Origin of the sequence: Streptosporangium becharense, from assembly GCF_014204985.1 — a bacterium.
GTDB lineage: Bacteria > Actinomycetota > Actinomycetes > Streptosporangiales > Streptosporangiaceae > Streptosporangium > Streptosporangium becharense.
Genome location: NZ_JACHMP010000001.1, coordinates 7,499,595 through 7,518,122 on the forward strand (window position 1 = coordinate 7,499,595; position 18,528 = coordinate 7,518,122).

General features: G+C 74.3%; 12 protein-coding genes. 9 read left to right on the top strand and 3 right to left on the bottom strand.

Going from position 1 to position 18,528, the window contains the following annotated elements; all coding sequences use genetic code 11:
- Positions 1-6: 6 nt before the first annotated feature.
- Together F4562_RS32360 and F4562_RS32365 are read right to left on the bottom strand one after the other, a co-directional pair.
- The gene (locus F4562_RS32360) at positions 7-2,100 is read right to left on the bottom strand and encodes a tetratricopeptide repeat protein (RefSeq protein WP_184547049.1); all 2,094 of its coding nucleotides are present in this window, start codon (positions 2,098-2,100) and stop codon (positions 7-9) included.
- A 91-nt stretch (positions 2,101-2,191) separates the two neighbouring features.
- Positions 2,192-3,232, bottom strand: coding sequence for a YihY/virulence factor BrkB family protein (locus F4562_RS32365; protein WP_246473619.1), 1,041 nt, complete (start codon positions 3,230-3,232; stop codon positions 2,192-2,194).
- 255 nt (positions 3,233-3,487) lie between these two features.
- Between F4562_RS32365 and F4562_RS32370 the strand changes: the two genes are divergently transcribed.
- Positions 3,488-4,039: a ferritin-like domain-containing protein gene (locus F4562_RS32370; protein ID WP_184547053.1), complete on the top strand. Its 552-nt coding sequence runs from the start codon at positions 3,488-3,490 to the stop codon at positions 4,037-4,039.
- Positions 4,040-4,173: 134 nt separating this feature from the next.
- On the opposite strand, the gene F4562_RS32375 is transcribed toward F4562_RS32370, so the two are convergent.
- Positions 4,174-5,274, bottom strand: a complete 1,101-nt coding sequence (locus tag F4562_RS32375; protein WP_246473620.1) for a cellulose binding domain-containing protein — start codon at positions 5,272-5,274, stop codon at positions 4,174-4,176.
- Positions 5,275-5,645: 371 nt separating this feature from the next.
- On the opposite strand from F4562_RS32375, the gene F4562_RS32380 reads away from it, so the two are divergent.
- The 8 genes from F4562_RS32380 to F4562_RS32415 all read left to right on the top strand — a co-directional run bounded on the left by F4562_RS32380 (position 5,646) and on the right by F4562_RS32415 (position 18,356).
- A complete protein-coding gene (locus tag F4562_RS32380) occupies positions 5,646-8,969 on the top strand; it encodes an ATP-binding protein (RefSeq protein ID WP_184547055.1) in 3,324 nt (1,107 codons plus the stop codon).
- A 177-nt stretch (positions 8,970-9,146) separates the two neighbouring features.
- Positions 9,147-9,797 carry a hemerythrin domain-containing protein gene (locus tag F4562_RS32385; RefSeq protein WP_184547058.1) on the top strand — a complete coding sequence of 217 codons (651 nt, stop codon included), beginning with the start codon at positions 9,147-9,149 and terminating at the stop codon, positions 9,795-9,797.
- A 290-nt stretch (positions 9,798-10,087) separates the two neighbouring features.
- Entirely contained in the window at positions 10,088-11,413 is a 1,326-nt protein-coding gene (locus F4562_RS32390; RefSeq protein ID WP_184547060.1) for a serine hydrolase domain-containing protein, read from the top strand.
- Between the two features lie 103 nt (positions 11,414-11,516).
- Positions 11,517-13,112 carry a PucR family transcriptional regulator gene (locus tag F4562_RS32395; protein ID WP_184547062.1) on the top strand — a complete coding sequence of 532 codons (1,596 nt, stop codon included), beginning with the start codon at positions 11,517-11,519 and terminating at the stop codon, positions 13,110-13,112.
- A gap of 95 nt (positions 13,113-13,207) precedes the next feature.
- The gene (locus F4562_RS32400) at positions 13,208-14,794 is read left to right on the top strand and encodes an ABC transporter substrate-binding protein (RefSeq protein ID WP_184547064.1); all 1,587 of its coding nucleotides are present in this window, start codon (positions 13,208-13,210) and stop codon (positions 14,792-14,794) included.
- The gene (locus F4562_RS32405) at positions 14,795-15,841 is read left to right on the top strand and encodes an ABC transporter permease (RefSeq protein WP_311734246.1); all 1,047 of its coding nucleotides are present in this window, start codon (positions 14,795-14,797) and stop codon (positions 15,839-15,841) included. It begins immediately after the preceding gene.
- Complete coding sequence (locus F4562_RS32410; RefSeq protein WP_184547066.1) at positions 15,841-17,667, top strand: dipeptide/oligopeptide/nickel ABC transporter permease/ATP-binding protein; 1,827 nt, start codon at positions 15,841-15,843, stop codon at positions 17,665-17,667. The genes F4562_RS32405 and F4562_RS32410 overlap by 1 nt, the downstream gene beginning before the upstream one ends.
- Positions 17,664-18,356: an ABC transporter ATP-binding protein gene (locus F4562_RS32415; RefSeq protein ID WP_184547068.1), complete on the top strand. Its 693-nt coding sequence runs from the start codon at positions 17,664-17,666 to the stop codon at positions 18,354-18,356. Before F4562_RS32410 ends, F4562_RS32415 begins: the two co-directional genes overlap by 4 nt.
- Positions 18,357-18,528: the final 172 nt, after the last annotated feature.

The window sequence follows — 18,528 nt, forward strand, 5'->3', positions numbered from 1 at the left end:
CCTCCATCAGGCGTCCTCCCAGAGACGGTCCTCCGGGGTGTGACACAGCGGTTCGCCCACCCGGGCGGCGACGGACCGGGCCTCGGCCAGCAGCGGGTGCCCCTCACCCAGCGGCGGGCGGCCGTGGGCCAGGGGCCTCCGGTCCAGCAGCGGGTCCACGAGCCGCGACACCTCGTCGATCCGGCCCGCGGCCACGCGCAGCAGCGCCAGGTCCAGCCGGCCCGCCAGGATCAGCGGATGCGACGGGTCCAGGGGGCCCTCACCCAGCGCGAGGAGCGCCGCACCCGCGGCCTCAGAGTCGTCCTCCCGGCCGAGGACGCGCATGACGCGGGCGGTCAGCAGCAGCCGTTCCGCCCGGCCGGGGAAGTCGTCGTCCGCGTCGCGTTCGTCTGCGGCGAGGGCGGCGAGCACGCCCGCGGCGTCCGACGCCTCGCCCAGGGCCAGCAGGGCGGCGGCGCGGGCCCGTAGCGTCCTGCGGTCGTCGGGCAGCCGCCGCAGGTCGTCGAGGGCCTGCCCGGCCTCTCCGGCCGCGGTGAGAGCGGCGCACCGCACCAGCGTCGCCTCGGCGTGCAGCCCGGGGGAGACCTGTCGCGCGAACCAGCCGGTACCGGACGTCGCCGTCTGGAGCAGTCGTACGGCCTGACCGGGGAAGCCAGCGGCCAGTTCGATCTCCGCCAGGCGGACGGTGTCGTACTGGGGCCAGTAGCTCTCGGGGGGCAGGTGCTGAGCGCGCAGCCGCATCGCCTCGGTCAGATGGTGGCGGGCCTGCGCGGGATGGCCGGCGGCGAGCAGTGCCTCGGCGAGCGTCACCCTCGCGGACGCGGTGTTGACGTTGTCCGCGCCGAGACGCCGCTCGCGGTCGGCCAGTGCCGCCTCGGCCAGCGTCACCCCGGTGACGGTCCGGCCCGCCCGGGTGGCGGCTCTGGCCGTCGCCTGCCGGGTGAGCGTGAGCCTGCGCCACTCGGGGCCGACGCCGGTGGCGGGCACGCCCGCGGCTCGCCGCGCGCCGAGCTCCTCGAGCCTGCGCAGGCCCGCGGCGGGTCGGCCGGCCTCGACCAGTGTCTCGGCCAGGTTGTGCTCGGCCCGGCTGACGCGCGCCTCCGACTCGTCGGACGGGGGCAGTTCGCGCGCCGCCGCCAGCGACCGCTCGAAGGCGGCCCGGGCCGCGGCCGGATCGCCCAGCCGCAGCAGGGCGAGGCCCTGCCTGCCGGCCGCGTCGCACAGGGCCCGCCGACCGGCGGGATCGGCGGCGTGCAGGGCGACGAGCTCGCCACCGACCTCCGCCGCCCGCCCGAGCAGCGGGCTGCCGTCCAGCAGGACCTGCAGGACCCCCTCCAAGGCGCAGGCCCGCGCCGCGGTTCCCACCCGTCCGGCCTGCTCGGCGGCCTGCTCGGCGACGTGCAGGCGCTCGGCCCACTCCCCGGCCAGCGGGATCAGGTCGCGGGCGAACCAGTGCGCGGCCAGCGCGGCGGCCTGGTGGTCGGCGGGACCGTCGGGGTCGTCCGCGATCGACCGGAAGGCCAGCTCCGACAGGCGTGCCGCGCTCGCCGCCGCCCACCCCGCGGGCGGCGGCCCGGCCGTGAGGGCGGCGAGCTCCAGGCGGGGCACCAGGTAGGGGGCGTACGCGGTGATCCGGCCCTCCCACCCCGCGGACGCCGTGGCGCCGTACGCCTCGGCGGTCTCCCACACCGGCTGGCTCTGCCCCGCCGACGGGCGTTTCTCCGATGTGGAGATGTCGCCGATGCCCAGGCGCACCTGGCTCAGCATGAAGCGTTCCACCCGGTGGAAGCGGGCCACCCGGCTCAGCGCCGCGGTGACCAGGCGCCGCGCCTCCGTCAGGGAACGCGGCGGCTGTGGCGCGGGGTCGTCCGCGGTGAACTCGTCGAAGGCGTGTTTGACGGCCAGCGCGACCAGCACCCGGCGGCTGCGGACCTCGTTGTAGAGCCAGACGGCGCTGCGGCCCCGGTCGCCCTCGCCGCCGCGCGGCAGCCGGATCCGCTCCGCGACGTCCTCCGCCCGCACCTGGTGGTAGTCGCCGCTGCGGAAGGCGTCGGCCGACGCGGCTGCGATGGCGGCGAGCCTGCGCTCCTGTGCCGACACCTTTTGCCCCCTTCTTCTACTGCATATGGCTATATTTCGCTATGGGTTGTTGATCTTAAAACAGGTGATCCGGGCATCGGCGGCGCGGGTGTCAGGCGGCCGGAGGCTTCCCGGAGGCCGCACGCCGGTCGCGGAGCCGGGCGAACCGACGCGTCACGGCGGTCACCGCCGCGGCGACGCCCCCGGCCGCCGGCTCCCGCTCCTCCGCGGCGGTCGGGCCGGGGTCCGGAGCGGCCGGGGCCGCCTGCCCGGCCCGCACCGCCTCCAGTTGCGCGGCGAAGGCCAGGCCGAGGAAGAGCGCCATCGAGCTGAGGAACGACCACAGCAGCAGGGCCATCACGGCGGTGAGCGGACCGTACGTGGCGCCGAAGGTGCCGCTGCTCTCCGTGTAGAGGGCCAGCAGCAGCGTGAAGAACGTCCACAGGCCGAGGGAGACCAGTGCCCCGAAGGCGAGCCAGGTGTGCCCCGGCTGCCTGCGGCGGGGAGCCGCGCGGAACAGCACGGAGGTCGACATCAGCGCCATCAGGAAGCCCAGCGGCCAGCGCACCAGCGTGAAGGCCCGCATCGCCGCGGCGTCCCAGTCGTAGACCTGGGCCAGGGACCGGCCGATGGCGCCGCCGCCGACCATCACCACGAAGCCGACCGTCATGAAGGCCCCCGAGGTCAGCGCCATGAACAGGGCCCTGCCGTACTTGCGGTGGAACGGGCGGTCCCGCTCGACGCCGTAGATGCGGTTGGCCCCCCGCTCGACCTGGGCCATGGCACTGGTCAGCGAGACCAGGGCGGTGACCAGACCGAACCAGAGCGCCAGGGTGCCCCCGGCGCGGCCGGCCTGGCGGTGGCTGTCGGCCAGCACGTCCTCGACCGCCGCGGCCCCCGCCCCCGGCGCCAGCTGGCTCAGGGCCAGCTCCAGCACCCGGCCCAGCGCCTCCTGGTCGACCACCGAGCTCAGGCCCACCAGGGCGATGGCCCCGGGAATGATCGACAGGCAGATCTGGAAGGCCAGCGCCCGTGAGTTGGTCATGCCGTCGCCGTACCGGAACCTGGTGAAAGAGTCGCGGACGAGATGCCAGCGGCCGTACTTGCGCAGGGCGACCCACGCGTGGTCGGCGGAGAGCTCTTCACCGTTCATGCTCCGCGTCTGCGGAACCTTCGTCGCTGTGCCCATGTCGCCCCACGGCTACCCGGAAAGCGACGTTCCGAACAGGTGCGGACGGAAACCGTGACCGAGGACACCGCCCGCCGGCCTCCCGCCGGAAAGCGGAGGACGACACGGGGAGAGGGGGCCCGGCATGACACCGCATGACACCGCATGACCCGGTAAGGCACGGTGCGGGGCGGCGGAGAAGGAGCGATGAGCCGGCGATTCGCGGGTAGGGGCAGGCGCATGGCTGAATTCCTGGCAGACATCAAGGAGATCCGCGAGCGTGCGCGGGAGGAAATCGACAAGGGGCCGATCACGGCCGCCTACGGGGCCGACCTGCCCCGGGTGATCCAGGTGTGCAACGAGGCGCTCGCGACCGAGCTCGTCTGCGTGCTCCGCTACAAGCGGCACTACTACACCGCCACCGGGATCCACGCCGGGACGGTCGCCGCGGAGTTCCTGGAGCACGCGGCCGAGGAACAGGAGCACGCCGACCGGATCGCGCAGCGCATCGTGCAACTCGGCGGGGAGCCGGATTTCAACCCCAGCACGCTGGCCGCCCGCTCGCACGCCGAGTACGACGACAGCCTGGACCTGATCGAGATGGTCAAGGAGGACCTGGTCGCCGAGCGCATCGCGATCGCCTCCTACACCGAGATCGTCAAATGGCTCGGCGACGGGGACGTGACCACCAGGCGTATCTTCGAGGACCTGCTCGCCCAGGAGGAGGAGCACGCCGACGACCTGAAGAGCCTGCTGGAGAGGCTCCCCGGCGCACTGGGCACCGGCCGCTGAAGCACGTCACGCCACCGCGCGTCACCTCACCGCACGTCACGTCACCGCGCGTCGTGGTGGCGCCGTGTGGCCCGCGCAGGTCCGCCGCAGGTACGGGTGCGTGCCGCGCGTCCGTACCTGCGGCGTGGGACCGGTCAACCGGCCGTGCACGACACCCCCGACACCGGCGCCTCCTCCCCGGCGGCGATGAAACCGAGCGTCGCGCTCGCGCCGGGGGCCAGGGAACCGTTCCAGGGGGCGTTGCGCGCGGTCACGGCCGCACCGGCCTGCGACACGGTGGCGCCCCACGCCTGGGTGACCCGTCCGCCGGAGAGGTCCCAGCCCGCCGTCCAGCCGGTGATCGGGGCGGAGCCGGTGTTGCGCACCGTCACCTCCCCCTGGAAGCCGCCCGGCCACCGGCCGGCCGGCCGGTAGGCGGCCGTGCACCCACCCGTCGTGGGTGTGACCGTGGGGGTCGCGGTGACGGTGGGGGTGGCGGTGACGGTGGGAGTCGGCGTGCCGGTGGGTGGCGCGCCGAGCAGTTCGGCGAGCGCCGGGAACCAGCGGTCGGCGATCTTCTGGTCGCCCGAGGCGTCGGGGTGCACGCCATCGTAGGTGTCGGCCGCGGTGCTGAAACCGGTCCACTGGTCGACCACGACGACGGGTGATCGCGCCGTGCTCCTGCCCGCCGCCCAGGCCGGGATCGCCGCGTTGAGCGCCTCGACCCGCTGCCCGCACCCGGCGCACGTGCCCGGGTTCAGCGGGATGATCTGGGCGACCAGGATCCTCATGCCGGGATTGCTCGCCCGCATCTGGTCCACGAGCCTGTCGTAGGCCGACAGGACGGCTGAAACCGGGCGATCGCTCCACATGTCGTTGGTGCCGAAATGCATGAGCACCACGTCGGGCAGGGTCGCCGCGAGCCAGCCCGGGAGCAGGTTCTGGTCGGCGACACCGGTGACGAGCGCCCCGCCGTGTCCCTCGTTGTCCCCGTCGTGGGCGACGCCGCAGCCCTGCGGGGGCAGCGTGCCGACGAAGTCGAGGTCGCCGTACCCGGCGTCGGCCAGCCGGTTCCAGAGCAGGGCCCGCCAGCATCCGGGCGAGCCGGTGATCGAGTCACCGAGCGCCATGATCCTCGTGGTCGAGGCCCGGGCCGGCGCCGCCGTGCCGGTCAGCAGGAGCCCCAGGGCCGCGATCGCGGCCACCGCCGCCGTGACCGCCGCGGCCATCCCGTTCCCGTACGTCGTTGTCCGCATCGTCCGCTCCCGCCGTCGTGGGGCCCCGATGCTAGGCGCCGCACCCGGCGGCGGGAAGCCGCCCGCCCGCCGTCACCGCGCCGGCCTGCGGCGCGAACCCGCGCGGGGGTGTAACTTTCAGCCGCCGTCGTCACGAGTACCCCCTCCGTCCGTGTTTCCGGCTCACGCACGCCCCGCGCCCGCCTGCGTTTCCGCTCCCGTCCGTGTTCCCGCCCCGTCCGTGTTTCCGGCTCACGCATGCCTTGCGCACGCTCCGTCCGCGTTTCCGCTCCCGTCCGTGTTCCCGGCCTGCGCACGCCCCCTGCTCTACCCGTGTCTCCGCCCCGCCCGCGTGCCCGGTCCGGTGGCGCCGGCCGTGACACAATCCGCCCATGGCGGTCATGTTCCGGGTCCTCGGCCCCTTCGAGGCATGCGTCGACGGGACACCCGTGGACGTGGGCGGGCCTCGCCCGCAACTGCTGCTCGCCCGGCTGATCGTCGCCCGGGGGGCCATGGTCTCGGTGGACGCGCTCCTGGATGACCTCTACGAGGGGGACCCGCCGCCCCGGGCGCTCAGCAGCCTGCACAGCTACGTCTCCAGCCTCCGGCGAGTCCTCGAACCGGGAAGGGCGCCGCGTACGCCCTCCGGCGTCCTGCTCAACCGCTCGCGGGGCTACGCCCTCGGGCCGCACGAGGTGGACGCCGACGGCTTCTCCCGGCTGACCAGGGAGGGCCGCTACGAGGAGGCGCTGCAGATGTGGCGCGGCGCGCCGTACGAGGCGTTCACCGACGTGCAGTGGCTGCGCCCGGAGATCGAGCGGCTCGCCGAGACTCACCTCGTCGCGCGGGAGGAGCACCTGGCCCGCCTCCTGGAACGGGGGGACCCGCATGTGGCGGGCGAGCTCACGACACTGGTGCGCGAGCACCCGCTCCGGGAAGGGTTGTGGGAACTGCTCGCCCGTGCGCTCTACCGGCTGGGGCGGCAGGCCGACGCGCTGGAGGCGCTGCGTGCCGCCCGCGTCCGCCTCGCCGACGAACTGGGCCTGGACCCGGGGCCCGGTCTCCAGCGGCTGGAGAGTGCGATCCTCGCGCAGGACCCGGCCCTGGAGACGTCCCGAGCCTCCGCCCGGCTCGCACCCGCCGTGCCGGCCGTACCCGGGACGCCCGCCGCGGTCACCGTGGTCGGCAGGAACTCCCAGCTGGAACGGCTCGACGAGCTCGCCCGGGAGACGGCACGCGGACGCCCCGGGATCGCGGTGATCTCGGGCGAGCCGGGGATCGGCAAGACGTGGCTGGCCGAGGCGTTCGCCGACCGGCGGGCCGCCGAGGGATGGCGGGTGGCCTGGGGCCGCTGTCACGAGACGTCCGGGGCGCCCGCGCTGTGGCCCTGGCAGCAGGTGGTCCGGAGGCTGAGCGCGGAGGTCGCCCCGGGCGCCGCGCACGCGGCCCCGCTGGAGATGCTGTCCACGGACGGCGCCGGCCCCGTGCCACCCGTGGAGGCGAGCGAGGCGAGGTTCAGGCTGCACCGGGCCGCCGCGGACTACCTCGACACGGTCGCCGCCGACCGCCCGCTCCTGGTGGTGATCGACGACCTGCAGTGGGCCGACTCGGCCTCGCTCGGCCTGCTGACCGACCTGGCGGCGCTGCTCCGCGGCGGGGTCGCCGTCGTGGTCACGGTGCGGTCCGGCGAGGGGCCGGCCGCCATGTACGACACGCTCGGCATGCTCAGCCGCCGCGACGCCCTGCGGCTCCCGCTGGCGGGTCTCGACCGGGCCGCCGTGGCGGAGCTGTCCGGGCTCGGGGACGAGGGGACGGTCGACGCCCTCGCCAGGCGCACCCGCGGCAACCCGCTGTTCATCCGGGAGATCCTCCGGCTGGCCGAGGACAGCGGGATCGGCCGGGCTCTCACCGCCGTGCCCGAGGGACTGGCCGATGTCCTGCGCCGGCGGCTGCTCCGGCTGCCCGCCGCCCACCGGGCCGTCGTCGACGCGGCGGCGGTCGTGGGCGGCGCCGCCGACGCCCTCCTGCTCACCGAGATCGTCGCGGCCCGCACGGGCCCCGCGGCGGAGACCGGTCACGGGGAGACCGGCCGGGGGAAGCCCGGTCACGGGGAGGCACCCGGGAGCGGCGGGGGCACCGCCGGACAGGTGCGGGAGGCGCTCGACGCGGCCGCGGGGCTGCGGCTGCTCTCCGACGACCTGGGGTTCTCCCACGACCTCATCAGGGAGACGGTCTACGCCGACGTCCCGTCACGGCGCCGGGCCGAACTCCACCTGGCGGCGCTCCGCGTGCTGGAGCGGAGACCCGGCCGCGACCCCGTGGTCCTCGCCCGGCACGCGCTGGCCGCCGGGCCCGAGGCGTCCGCCGAGGCGGTGCGCTGGGCGTCGGCGACCGCGGCGCAGGCGGCCGGAAGGCACGCCCACGAGGACGCCGCCCGGTGGTGGCGGCGCGCCGTCGAGACCCACGGCCACATGCCCGGGGCCGACCCGGCGCGCCACGTGGAGTTGCTGCTCGAACTCGTCGGCGCTCAGCTGAACGCGGGAGACGGCTCCGGCGCGCGCGAGACCCGCGCGGAGGCCGTGCTCGCCGCCGGAGGGGCGGACGACGTCTCGCTGACCGCGAAAGCCCTCACCAGCCTCGACGCGCCGGGTCTGTGGAAGTTCTACACCTACGGCGACGTGGAGCCGGAGACGGTCCACCGGATCGAGGAGACACTCGCGGCGCTGCCCCCGGGTGACTCGGTCCTGCGGTGCAGGTTACTCGCCTGCCTGGGCATGGAGCGCTACGACGGTTCGGCCGACCCCCGGTGCGACTCGGCGACCGCCGAGGCCCTGGCGATGGCCCGGCGCCTCGTCGCGCGGGGTGAGGCCGGACCGCGGCTGCTGGCGTTCGCGCTCAACGCCCGCTACCTCGGCGTCCACCAGCCCGACAGGCTCACCGAGCTGGAGGCCGTCGGCCTGGAACTGACCAGGCTCGGCCTGCCCGGGTTCGAGCTGCTCGGGCACCTCATCCTCGAACGGACCCGCCTGGAGTTCTTCGACGTGGCGGGCGCCGACCGTTCCGCCGAGCGGGCCCGGGTCCTCATCGACCGGCTGAACCTGCCGTGGCCGCGTTTCCAGCACCTCGTCTGGACGGCGGCGCGCCGCCTGGCGGACGGCGACCTCGACGGCGCCGACGCCGCCTACGCGGCGGCGGCGGACGCGGGGGAACGGCTGAACCTCTGGTACACCGGCAGCGTGCTCGACTCGGGGATGTTGGCGCGCGGCATCCTGGCCGGGGACCTCTCCGACGTGGAGGAGACGGTGGGCCGGATCTCGCCCTTCCCCGCCCACCGTCAGCCTCTGCGCGCGCTGGTCGCGCACTTCTCGGGCGACGCCGGGGCCCTGCGCGCGGTGCGGGAGGAGGGCTGGCCGGAGCCGCCCTGGGACTTCCTCGGCCTGTCGTCGCTGTGCACCATGGGCCTGGCCCAGCACCTCACGGGCGACCTGGAGGCCGGGGCACGGACCTACCGGCGGCTTCTGCCGTACGAGGACCGGTTCGCCTGCGGCGCAGGGACGTTCCCTCTCGGCCCCGTCGGCTATTTCCTCGGGTTGCTCGCCCCCGATCCGGCCACGGCGGGAGCGCACTTCGCGGCGGCGGTGAAGCGCTGCGAGCGGGCCGGTCTCGGCTGGTGGGCACGGCGCATCGCCGCAGAGCAGGCCGCCCGCCGGTCGTGAGCCGCGGTGCCCGCTGAGAGGCCGCTGAGAGGCCCGCGAGAGGCCCGCGGCGCGTGAGGAGGCGGGGGCCGGCGGGGTGTCCGCGGGCCGTGGGCGCCGGGTGACCGCAGGTGCGCTCCCAGCGGGCCACAAGCGGACGTTGAGTCACCGTGAAGAGGACCCGTCCATCGTGACGGCATGACGACACCGAAGCTGATCCCCCGGCGCGGCGCCGACGAGCCCGCCCCTGACGTCTCCCTCTTCCTCGCCTTTCACGCGGGGCTTCGCAGGGACTTCGGCCGCCTGGCCGACGCCCTCGACCGGTGCACCCCCGGCGACGCGCGCCGGCGCGCTCTCATCGACGAGCACACCGCGTTCCTGCTGCGGGCCCTCCACCACCACCACTCCACCGAGGACGAGGAGATCTGGCCGCTCCTGCGGGCCCTCACCTCCGAGGCGGGGGCCGTCATGGACCGGCTGGAGGCCGAGCACCGGCAGATGGACGCCGTGATCGAGCGGCTGTCGCAGCCACGTCGCCCCGCGGCCGCGCAGGCCGCCGACCTGCGCGCGATGCACACCCTGCTCAACGGTCACCTGGACGTGGAGGAGCAGGAGATCGTCCCACTGATCCGCAGGCACGTCAGCGCCGCGTGGTGGGAGGATTCCGCCAAGAGGGCGACCAAGAGCCACGGCCGTGACCTGCCGCTGGTCGCCGCCTGGACCCTCGACTCCGTGCTCCCGGCCGAGCGTGAAAAGCTCCTCGCCGCAGGACCGCCGGCCCTGCGGGTGCTCTACCGATTGTCCTGGCGCCGCGCCTACGAGCGCCGCGTGATGCAGGTCTTCGGCTGATGCCGGCTCCGCCCGCGGTGCTCCCGCCGCCACGGTCCCCACCGCGGTCCCCACCGCGGGCACGGGCGACCGGCCGGAGCCGTTCCGTCCCCCACTCGGCCGGGCGGCATTGGACGGTGGCACAACGGGCCGGGCCCGGTTCGTCGTGGAGGCCGATGAAGGGCAGGGGGAGAGGCGTCTAGGGTTCGGACACGCCTCGTCTCTCCCGCCGCGGCCTCCGCCGCGTCGCGGTGCCGGGAGACCCCGGCCGCCCGGTCCCGTCGGGCGGACTGCAACGAAAGGATCGTCCAGTGGCTGGAGTAGCGGATCCGGGTCGATGGCACGCCCGTCTCGGCGAGCTGATCACCGAGTACGAGGTTCCCGGCGCGAGCCTGGCCTTCCTGCACGAGGGGGAGGTGCACGAGTTCGCCGCCGGTGTGCTCAACGTGGCCACCGGGGTGGAGGTGACCACCGACTCGCTCTTCCAGATCGGCTCGGTCAGCAAGGTGTGGACCGCCACCCAGATCATGCTCCTCGTCGAGCGGGGCGAGCTGACGCTCGACACCCCCGTCTCCCGGGTCCTGCCCGAGTTCCGGGTCGCCGACCCGGAGGTGACCGAGACCGTCACGATCAGACACCTGCTCTCGCACACCTCCGGGATCGACGGAGACTTCTTCTTCGACACCGGCCGGGGCGACGACTGCATCGAGAAGTACGTCGAGGCGTGCGCCGGCCTCCGCCAGAACCACCCCCTCGGCGTCACCCAGTCGTACTGCAACTCCGGCTTCGTCATCGCCGGACGCGTCGTCGAGCGCCTCACCGGCAAGGTGTGGGACGCCGCACTGCGCGAACAGATCATCGAGCCGCTCGGCCTGACCCATACCTGGACCCTGCCGGAGGACGTCCTGCGCTTCCGCGGCGCCATGGGCCACCTGGACGGGGCTCCCGCACCCGTCTGGGGCCTGATGCGTTCCTGCGGCCCGGCCGGGCTGATCTGTGCCCGCGCCGCCGACGTGGTCGCCTTCGCTCGCGCCCATCTGGGCACCGGGCTGCTCGCCGACCCGCGGGCGATGTGGGAACCGCAGGTGGACATCCCCAACCCGCACACCCTCGGCAGGCAGTGGGGCGTCGGCTGGATCCTGGACGAGTGGCAGGGCCGCCTGGTCGTCTCGCACGGCGGGAACACCATCGGCCAGGCGGCCATGCTCTGGATGGTGCCGGACACGGGCACCGTGGTGTGCGTGCTCGCCAACGGCGGCGACACCCCCGCCTTCCAGCACGCCCTGGCCACCGAGCTCTTCGGCGAGCTGATCGGCCTGGCCGTGCCGCCGGTGCTGGGCCCGTCGACCGAGCCGTTCGAGACCGACGTCGAACGGTACGCCGGCGTCTACGAGCGGGAGGGCAACCGGACGACGGTGACCGTGCGCGACGGCCGGCTCTCGCTGCGCAGCGAGGCCACCGGGAGCCTCGCCGGGATGCGGCCGCCCCTGGAGTTCGACCTCGTCCCGGTGGACGAGGTCACCTTCGTCGGCCGCGCCGAGGGGCACTCCCAGTGGCTGTCGGCCGTCTTTTACGAGCTCGCCGACGGCACGCCGTACGTCCACATCGGGGCGCGCGCGACCCCCAGGACCGGCTGAGGCCGCGCTGCCCGGGCAGCCGCGGGAGCGTCCCGCCGGGGCGGACGGCGCCGGTCGGCCGCCCCGGCGGAGGACACCGGCCCGTGCGGACTATGGTGATGGGGTGATCGCCCGCCCGCGTGCCAGCCTACGGCGGATCCTGGAAGACCTGGGCAGCACCGTCCTGGACGTGGCCGCCTCCCCGGGGGAGCTCGACGCCGAGGTCACCGGCGTGCACATCTACGACCCCCTCGACGAGCTGCTGGTCCCGGAGGGGGGCATCCTGCTCGCCGTCGGGGTCGACTCCGCCGAGCGGATCTGCGCTCTGCTCGACGCGGCGGGCTCGGCCGCGGGCGTCGTCGTCAAGCAGCCGGTGGACGTCGACGACGCCGTCCGGGAGAAGGTCCGGCGGACCGGGGTGGCGGTGCTGGGCCTCACCCGCGCCGCCTCGTGGGCACAGGTCGCCGCGCTGTTGCGCTCGCTGCTGGCCGAAGGCGACCTGGCCGCGCCGGACGACACCGCGCCGGACGACCTGTTCTCGCTGGCCAACGCCGTGCGCGCGCTGCTGGACGCCCCGATCACCATCGAGGACCGGTCGTCGCGGGTGCTGGCCTACTCCACCGGGCAGGAGGAGGCCGACCCCAGCAGGGTGGAGACCGTGCTCGGCCGCCAGGTGCCGGAACGGTACCTGCGGATGCTGGAGGAACGCGGGTTCTTCCGGCAGCTCTACCAGAGCCGCGAACCGGTCTACATCGCGCTGGGCGACGACGGCATCAACCGGGAGGCGATCGCCGTCCGTTCCGGGGACGAGATCCTCGGCTCCATCTGGGTCGCCGTGCGGGAGCCGCTGAGCGACCAGCGCCGGCACGCCCTCACCGAAGCCGCCAAGATCGTCGCATTGCAGCTGCTCCGCCAGCGCGCTGGTGCCGACACCGGGCGGCGGCTCCGCGCCGACCTGCTCTCCACCGTGCTGGCGGGCGGCAAGGACGCGGCCGAGGCGGCGGGACGGCTCGGCGTCACCGGTGAGCGGGTGTGCGTGCTCGCGGCGCAGCTCACCGGCGGCACCGGCGGATCCCACGCCGACGCCGCACAACGGGAGGGCGACAGGCAGCGCTTCTGCGACGCGCTCGCCCTGCACATCGGCGCCATCCACCCCAAGGCCGCCGCCGCGCTGGTCGGCTCGGTCGCCTACGCGGTGCTGCCCCTGCACACCGCCGGTGGGGACGAGGAGGCGCGGGCCGTACGGGTCGCCGAGAGCTTCCTCACCCGGGTCGGCCCCCGGCACGTCGCCAACATCGGGGTGGGACGCCTGGCGGCCGATCTGACCGAGGTGGCGAGGTCCCGGGCCGACGCCGACCGGGCGCTGCGGGTGTTGCGTGCCCGCGAGGCGTCCGGAGCGGTGGCCGGCTACACCGACGTGCACTTCGAGGCGCTGCTGCTGCAGCTCGCGGACCAGGTCAAGGCGGAGGAGCAGACGCCCACCGGGCCCTACCAGCGGCTCATGGCCCACGACGCCGAGCACGGCAGCGAACTGGTCGCGACCCTCCGCGCCTACCTGGACGCCTTCGGCGACGTCAACGCCGCCTCCGCCCGGGTGCACGTGCACGCCAACACCTTCCGCTACCGCCTGAGGCGGCTCACCGAGATCAGCGGCCTCGACCTGAACGACCCCGACGCGCGGCTCTCCGTGATGCTCCAGATGCGGATCTTCGGTCGCTAGCACGACGGAACGCGAGCTTTTCGTCACGGAGAACGAAGAAGCGACCGCCGGTGAGGGGCGAATGTGGGACACCACCCCCACCTCCTGGAGCTCCGATGAAACACACAGGATCGGCGGCCGTGCTCGGCGCCCTCAGCCTGCTCGCGACCGCGTGCGGCGGTGCCGCCGAGTCCCCGTCGGGCGGATCCGCCGCCGGGGGCACCTTCACCTACGCGCTCCGCGCCGACCCCGGCGTGCTCGACCCCGCCATGGGTGCCCTCTCGGTCACCAACACGGTGCTCTCGCTGGCGTACGACACGCTGACCAACGTCGGTCCCGACGGGAAGATCATCCCCGGGCTGGCCGAGAAGTGGGACGTCAAACCCGACTCGGTGACCTTCACCCTCCGCAAGGACGTCACCTGCTCCGACGGCTCCAAGCTCACCCCGGCCGACGTGGCCGCCAACATCGACCACATCACCGACCCGGCCGCCAAGTCGCCGATCAACGGCGTGCTGGTGCCGGCCGGAATGAAGGCCGAGGCGGACGACGCCGCCGGGACGGTGACGCTCTCCACCCCCAAGCCCTTCAGCTTCATCCTGGAGAGCACGCCGATCATCTTCATCGTCTGCGGCAAGGGGCTCAAGGACCGCTCGGCGCTGGCCCGCGGCACCTCGGGCTCCGGCCCCTACACGCTCACCGAGGCGGTTCCCGGCGACCACTACACCTTCCGGGTCCGCGAGGACTACGCCTGGGGGCCGGGCGGCGCCACCACGAAGGCACCGGGCCAGCCCGCCACGGTCGTGCTGAAGGTCGTGCCGAACGAGCAGACCGCCGCCAACCTGCTGGTCTCCGGCGACCTCAACGGCGCGATGGTCCAGGGCAGCGATCGTGCCCGGCTGGAGGCCATGCCGGGTATCGGCAAGTCGATCCAGTCCGCGGGCAACGGGCAGTTCTTCTACCACCAGGGCGATGACCGCCCCGCCAAGGACCCGGCGGTGCGCAAGGCGCTCACCCAGGCGATCAACCTGACCGAGCTCGCCGGGATCGCCTCCGGCGGCACCGGCCGGCCGGCCACCGGGCTGGTGCTGGAGCCGCGGCCGTGCCGGGGCGACACGGTCACCGGTCACCTCCCGGCGTTCGACCCGGCCGCGGCGGCGGCCGCGCTGGACGCCGCCGGCTGGAAGGCCGGCGCGGACGGCGTCCGTGCCAAGGACGGGCGGAAGCTGACGCTGCGCCTGCTCTACGGCACCACCAGAGGCGCGGGCGTGCAGGCGGCGGCCGAGTACCTGGCCGCGGCGTGGAAGAAGGCGGGGGCCGACGTCACCCTGAACGGCGTCATCGACACCAAGCTGTCGGAATCGCTCGCCACCGCCCAGGACTGGGACGTCGCCTGGCTGCCGATCGGCGTCACACTCCCCACGCAGCTCGTCGCGTTCCTGTCCGGCCCGGCCGCGCCGAAGGGCAGCAACTTCGCCCACCTGACCAACACCCGCTATGAAGAACTGGTGACCGAGGCGGTGACCAAGCCCGGCGCGGACGGCTGCAAGCTCTGGCTGGAGGCGGAATCGGCGCTGTTCGAGAACGCCGACCTGGTCCCGGTGGTGGAGAACACCACGCTGGTCGCCTCCAGGAACGCGACGTTCCAGATGCAGGCGGAGCTGTTCTCCCCGACCTCCTTCCGGATGACCGAGGCGGGCTGAGTGGCCGCAACCCCCCCGCCCGTGCCCCTCCCGGCCGGCGACGGCGCGCTCCCGGACCCGGCGTCCCCGAAGCGGGCCCCGTCCGGCCGGATGGGCGCCGGTCGTGCCCGCGGCGCGTTCGTGCTGCGGCACCTCCTGCGGTTCGCGCTCTCGCTGGCCGCGCTGCTCGTCGCGTCGTTCGCCATGATCCACCTGATCCCGGGCGACCCGGTCCGCGCCTCGCTCGGCCCCTCCGCGCCGGCCGAGGTGATCGCCGCCAGGCGCGCGCTGCTCGGGCTGGACCAGCCGATCCCGGCGCAGCTGGCCGCCTACGTCCGCGATGTGCTGAGCGGGGAGTTCGGCACGTCGCTGCTCAGCGGGGAACCGGTCGGTGAGATCATCGCCGCCCGGCTGCCCAACACCCTCGCCCTCGCCCTGCTCGCGACCGTCGTGGCCCTGCTCGTCGCGGTGCCGCTCGGCATGTGGGCGGGGGTCCGCACCGAGAACGGCCGCAACCGGGGCACCGAGGCGGCCTTCACCTCGGCGACCGGCGCGGCCGTCGCCGTGCCCGAGTTCCTCTACGCGATCGCCCTGGTGACCGTGTTCGCGATCGGGCTCGGCTGGTTCCCGCCCGCTGGCAGGGGCGGACCCGAGTCGTACGTGCTGCCGGTCCTCGCCCTGGCCGTCGCCCCGGCGGCGATGATCGCCCGGATCTCCCGGGTGGAGACGCTGCGCGAACTGGGCACCGACTATGTGCGGCTGGCCCGCGCCAAGCGGCTGCCCGCCGCCCGGCTGTACCTGCGGCACGTCCTGCCCAACACGCTCACCGCGACCCTCACCCTGGGCGGGCTGCTGCTCACCGGCCTGATCGCCGGGAGCGTGCTGGTCGAGTACGTCTTCGCCTGGCCGGGGCTCGGCCTGCGGATCGTGGAGTCGATCACCCAGAAGGACTACCCGGTCGCCCAGGGCGTGATCCTCGTCTACGGCGCGATCGTGCTGGCGGTGAACCTCCTCGTCGACGTGCTGCTCGGCGTGCTCGACCCCACGTCCGCCCTGAAGGAGAGCTGATGCGGCACGCGTTGCGGACCCCCGCCGGGCTGGCCGGGACCGCGCTGGTCACCCTCATGGTGGTGCTGGCGGTCGCCGGGCCGCCGATCTGGGGCACCGAGGCCGAGCGCATCGACTCCGCGGCCATCCTCCAGGGAGCCTCGGCCGCGCACCCGCTCGGCACCGACAACCTGGGCCGGGACATCCTCGCCCGGGTACTGGTCGCCGGCCGGCTCTCCCTCACGCTGGCCCTGCTGGCCACGCTCATCGGCGCCGTCGCCGGGACCGTGCTCGGCGCGCTCCCCTCGGTGCTGCCCCGCCGCGCCGGGCGGCTGGTCACCGGCGCGGTGAACGCGTTGGTCGCCTTCCCCGGCCTGCTGCTGGCCATGTTCACCGCGGTGGTCGCGGGACTCGGCGCGCGCGGGGCCGTGCTGGGCATCGGCGCGGCGATCGCCCCGGGCTTCGCCCGGCTCACTCAGACGCTCGCCGCCTCGGTGTCCGCGGCCGACTACGTGTCGGCCGCCCGCATGCTCGGGGTCCCCCGGCGGCTGATCATGACCCGGCACGTCCTGCCCAACATCGCCGAGCCGCTGATCCTCAACCTGGCCCAGGCGCTGGGCGGCGCGCTGCTCGGGCTGGCCGGCCTCTCCTTCCTCGGCCTGGGGGTGCAGCCGCCCTCGTTCGACTGGGGGCGGCTGCTCTTCGACGGTTTCAGCCGCATCTACGCCACCCCGGCCGTCGCGCTGGGACCCGCCGTCGCGGTGGCGCTCGCGGGCATCGGGTTCAACCTCCTCGGAGACGCCCTGGCCCGCGCCGCGTCGCGGACCGCCGCACCGATGGGGAAGACCGACCGGCGGGCCGTTCCCGCGTCCCGCGAACTCGGCGAGCCCGACCCGGAGGCGGTCCTGGAGGTGCGGGACCTCACCGTCGCCTTCCCCGGCGGGGCGACGCCGGTGCGCGGGGTGTCGCTGACCGTCGCCCCCGGCGAGATCGTCGGCCTGGTCGGGGAGTCGGGCAGCGGCAAGAGCCTGACCGCCTCCGCGATCGGCGGCCTGGTGCCCTACCCGGGGGAGGTGACCGCGGCCCGGCTGCGGTTGTGCGGCACCGACCTGGACGGGCTGCCGGAGCAGGAGCGGCGCAAGCTGCTCGGCACGTCGCTGGCGATGGTCTTCCAGGACCCGATGGCCTCGCTCAACCCGGCGCTCAGAATCGGCGGGCAGCTCGCGGAGGTGGCGACCGTGCACCGCGGCGCGAGCCGCGCCGAGGCGCGGACCAGGGCCGTCGACCGGCTGGGACACGTGCACATCCCCGAGCCGGAGAGGCGTGCCGGGCAACACCCGCACGAGCTGTCCGGCGGCATGCGGCAGCGCGTGGTGATCGCGATGGGCCTGATGGGCACGCCACGCCTGATCATCGCCGACGAGCCGACCACCGCCCTCGACGTGACCGTGCAGCGGCAGATCCTGCGTCTGCTGCGCGAGGTGACCGACGAGACCGGCGCGGCGACCCTGTTCATCTCCCACGACATCGCCGTGGTCGGCGAGCTGTGCCACCGGGTCGTGGTGATGTACGCGGGCCGGGTGGTCGAGGAGCTGCCGGTCGGGAAGCTGGCCACCGGCGCCGCGCACCCCTACACCCGCGCGCTGATCGCCTCGCTGCCCGACATGGACACCGACCGGTCCCTTCCGCTGGCCGGCATCGCCGGCCATCAGCCCTCACCCGCCGAGGTCGGCGCCGGCTGCGCCTTCGCGGACCGCTGCGCGTTGGCCACCGGCCGCTGCGCCGAGCTGCCGCCCCTCGTCCCGCACGGCACGGGGCACCGCGTCGCCTGCTGGGAGACATCATGATCATCAAGAATCTGACGGTGCGGTTCGGCGCCTTCACCGCCGTCGACGACGTCACGCTGGAGATCCCGCCCGGGGCGATCGTCGGCCTGGTGGGGGAGTCGGGGTCGGGCAAGTCCACCCTGGCCAGGGCGGTGGCCGGACTGGTGCCGTACACCGGTGGGATCACGGGCGGCGACCCGCGGCGGATCCAGATGGTCTTCCAGGACCCCTACGCCTCCCTCGACCCGCGGATGACCGTGGGGGCGTCGGTGGCCGAGGGGCTCCGCGTGCCCCGCGCCGCCCGCCGGGCGGAGGTGGAGCGGCTGCTGTCGCTGGTGTCGCTGCCCGCCGCGCTGGCGGGACGCTACCCGCGTGAGCTGTCCGGTGGTCAGCGTCAGCGGGTGGCGATCGCCCGGGCACTGGGTGCGGAACCTCAGCTGCTGGTCGCCGACGAGATCACCTCGGCCCTGGACGTCTCCGTCCAGGGGGCGGTGCTCAATCTGATCCGCTCCCTGCGCGCGGACCTCGGGCTGTCGATGCTGTTCATCTCGCACAACCTCGCCGTGGTCCGGTACGTCTCCGACGTCGTCGCGGTGATGCACCGGGGCAGGCTGGTCGAGACGGGGCCGACGGAGGAGCTGGTGAAGGCACCCCGGGACGACTACACCCGCGCTCTGATCGAAGCCGTGCCCCGGCTCGGACGCGGCTGACGGCCGCCCTCCGCTTTCCCCTCACCGAGGACAGCCGACCGTTGGGCACCGCTCCGGTGGTCGAGTGACAGGCTGTTCCCCGGAACAGCCTGTCAGGATCAACGCCGAGGTCAGGATCAGCGAGACGAGTGAGGCCCATCCTCCGGCGCAGAGCGCCGCCGCCAGGGCGAAC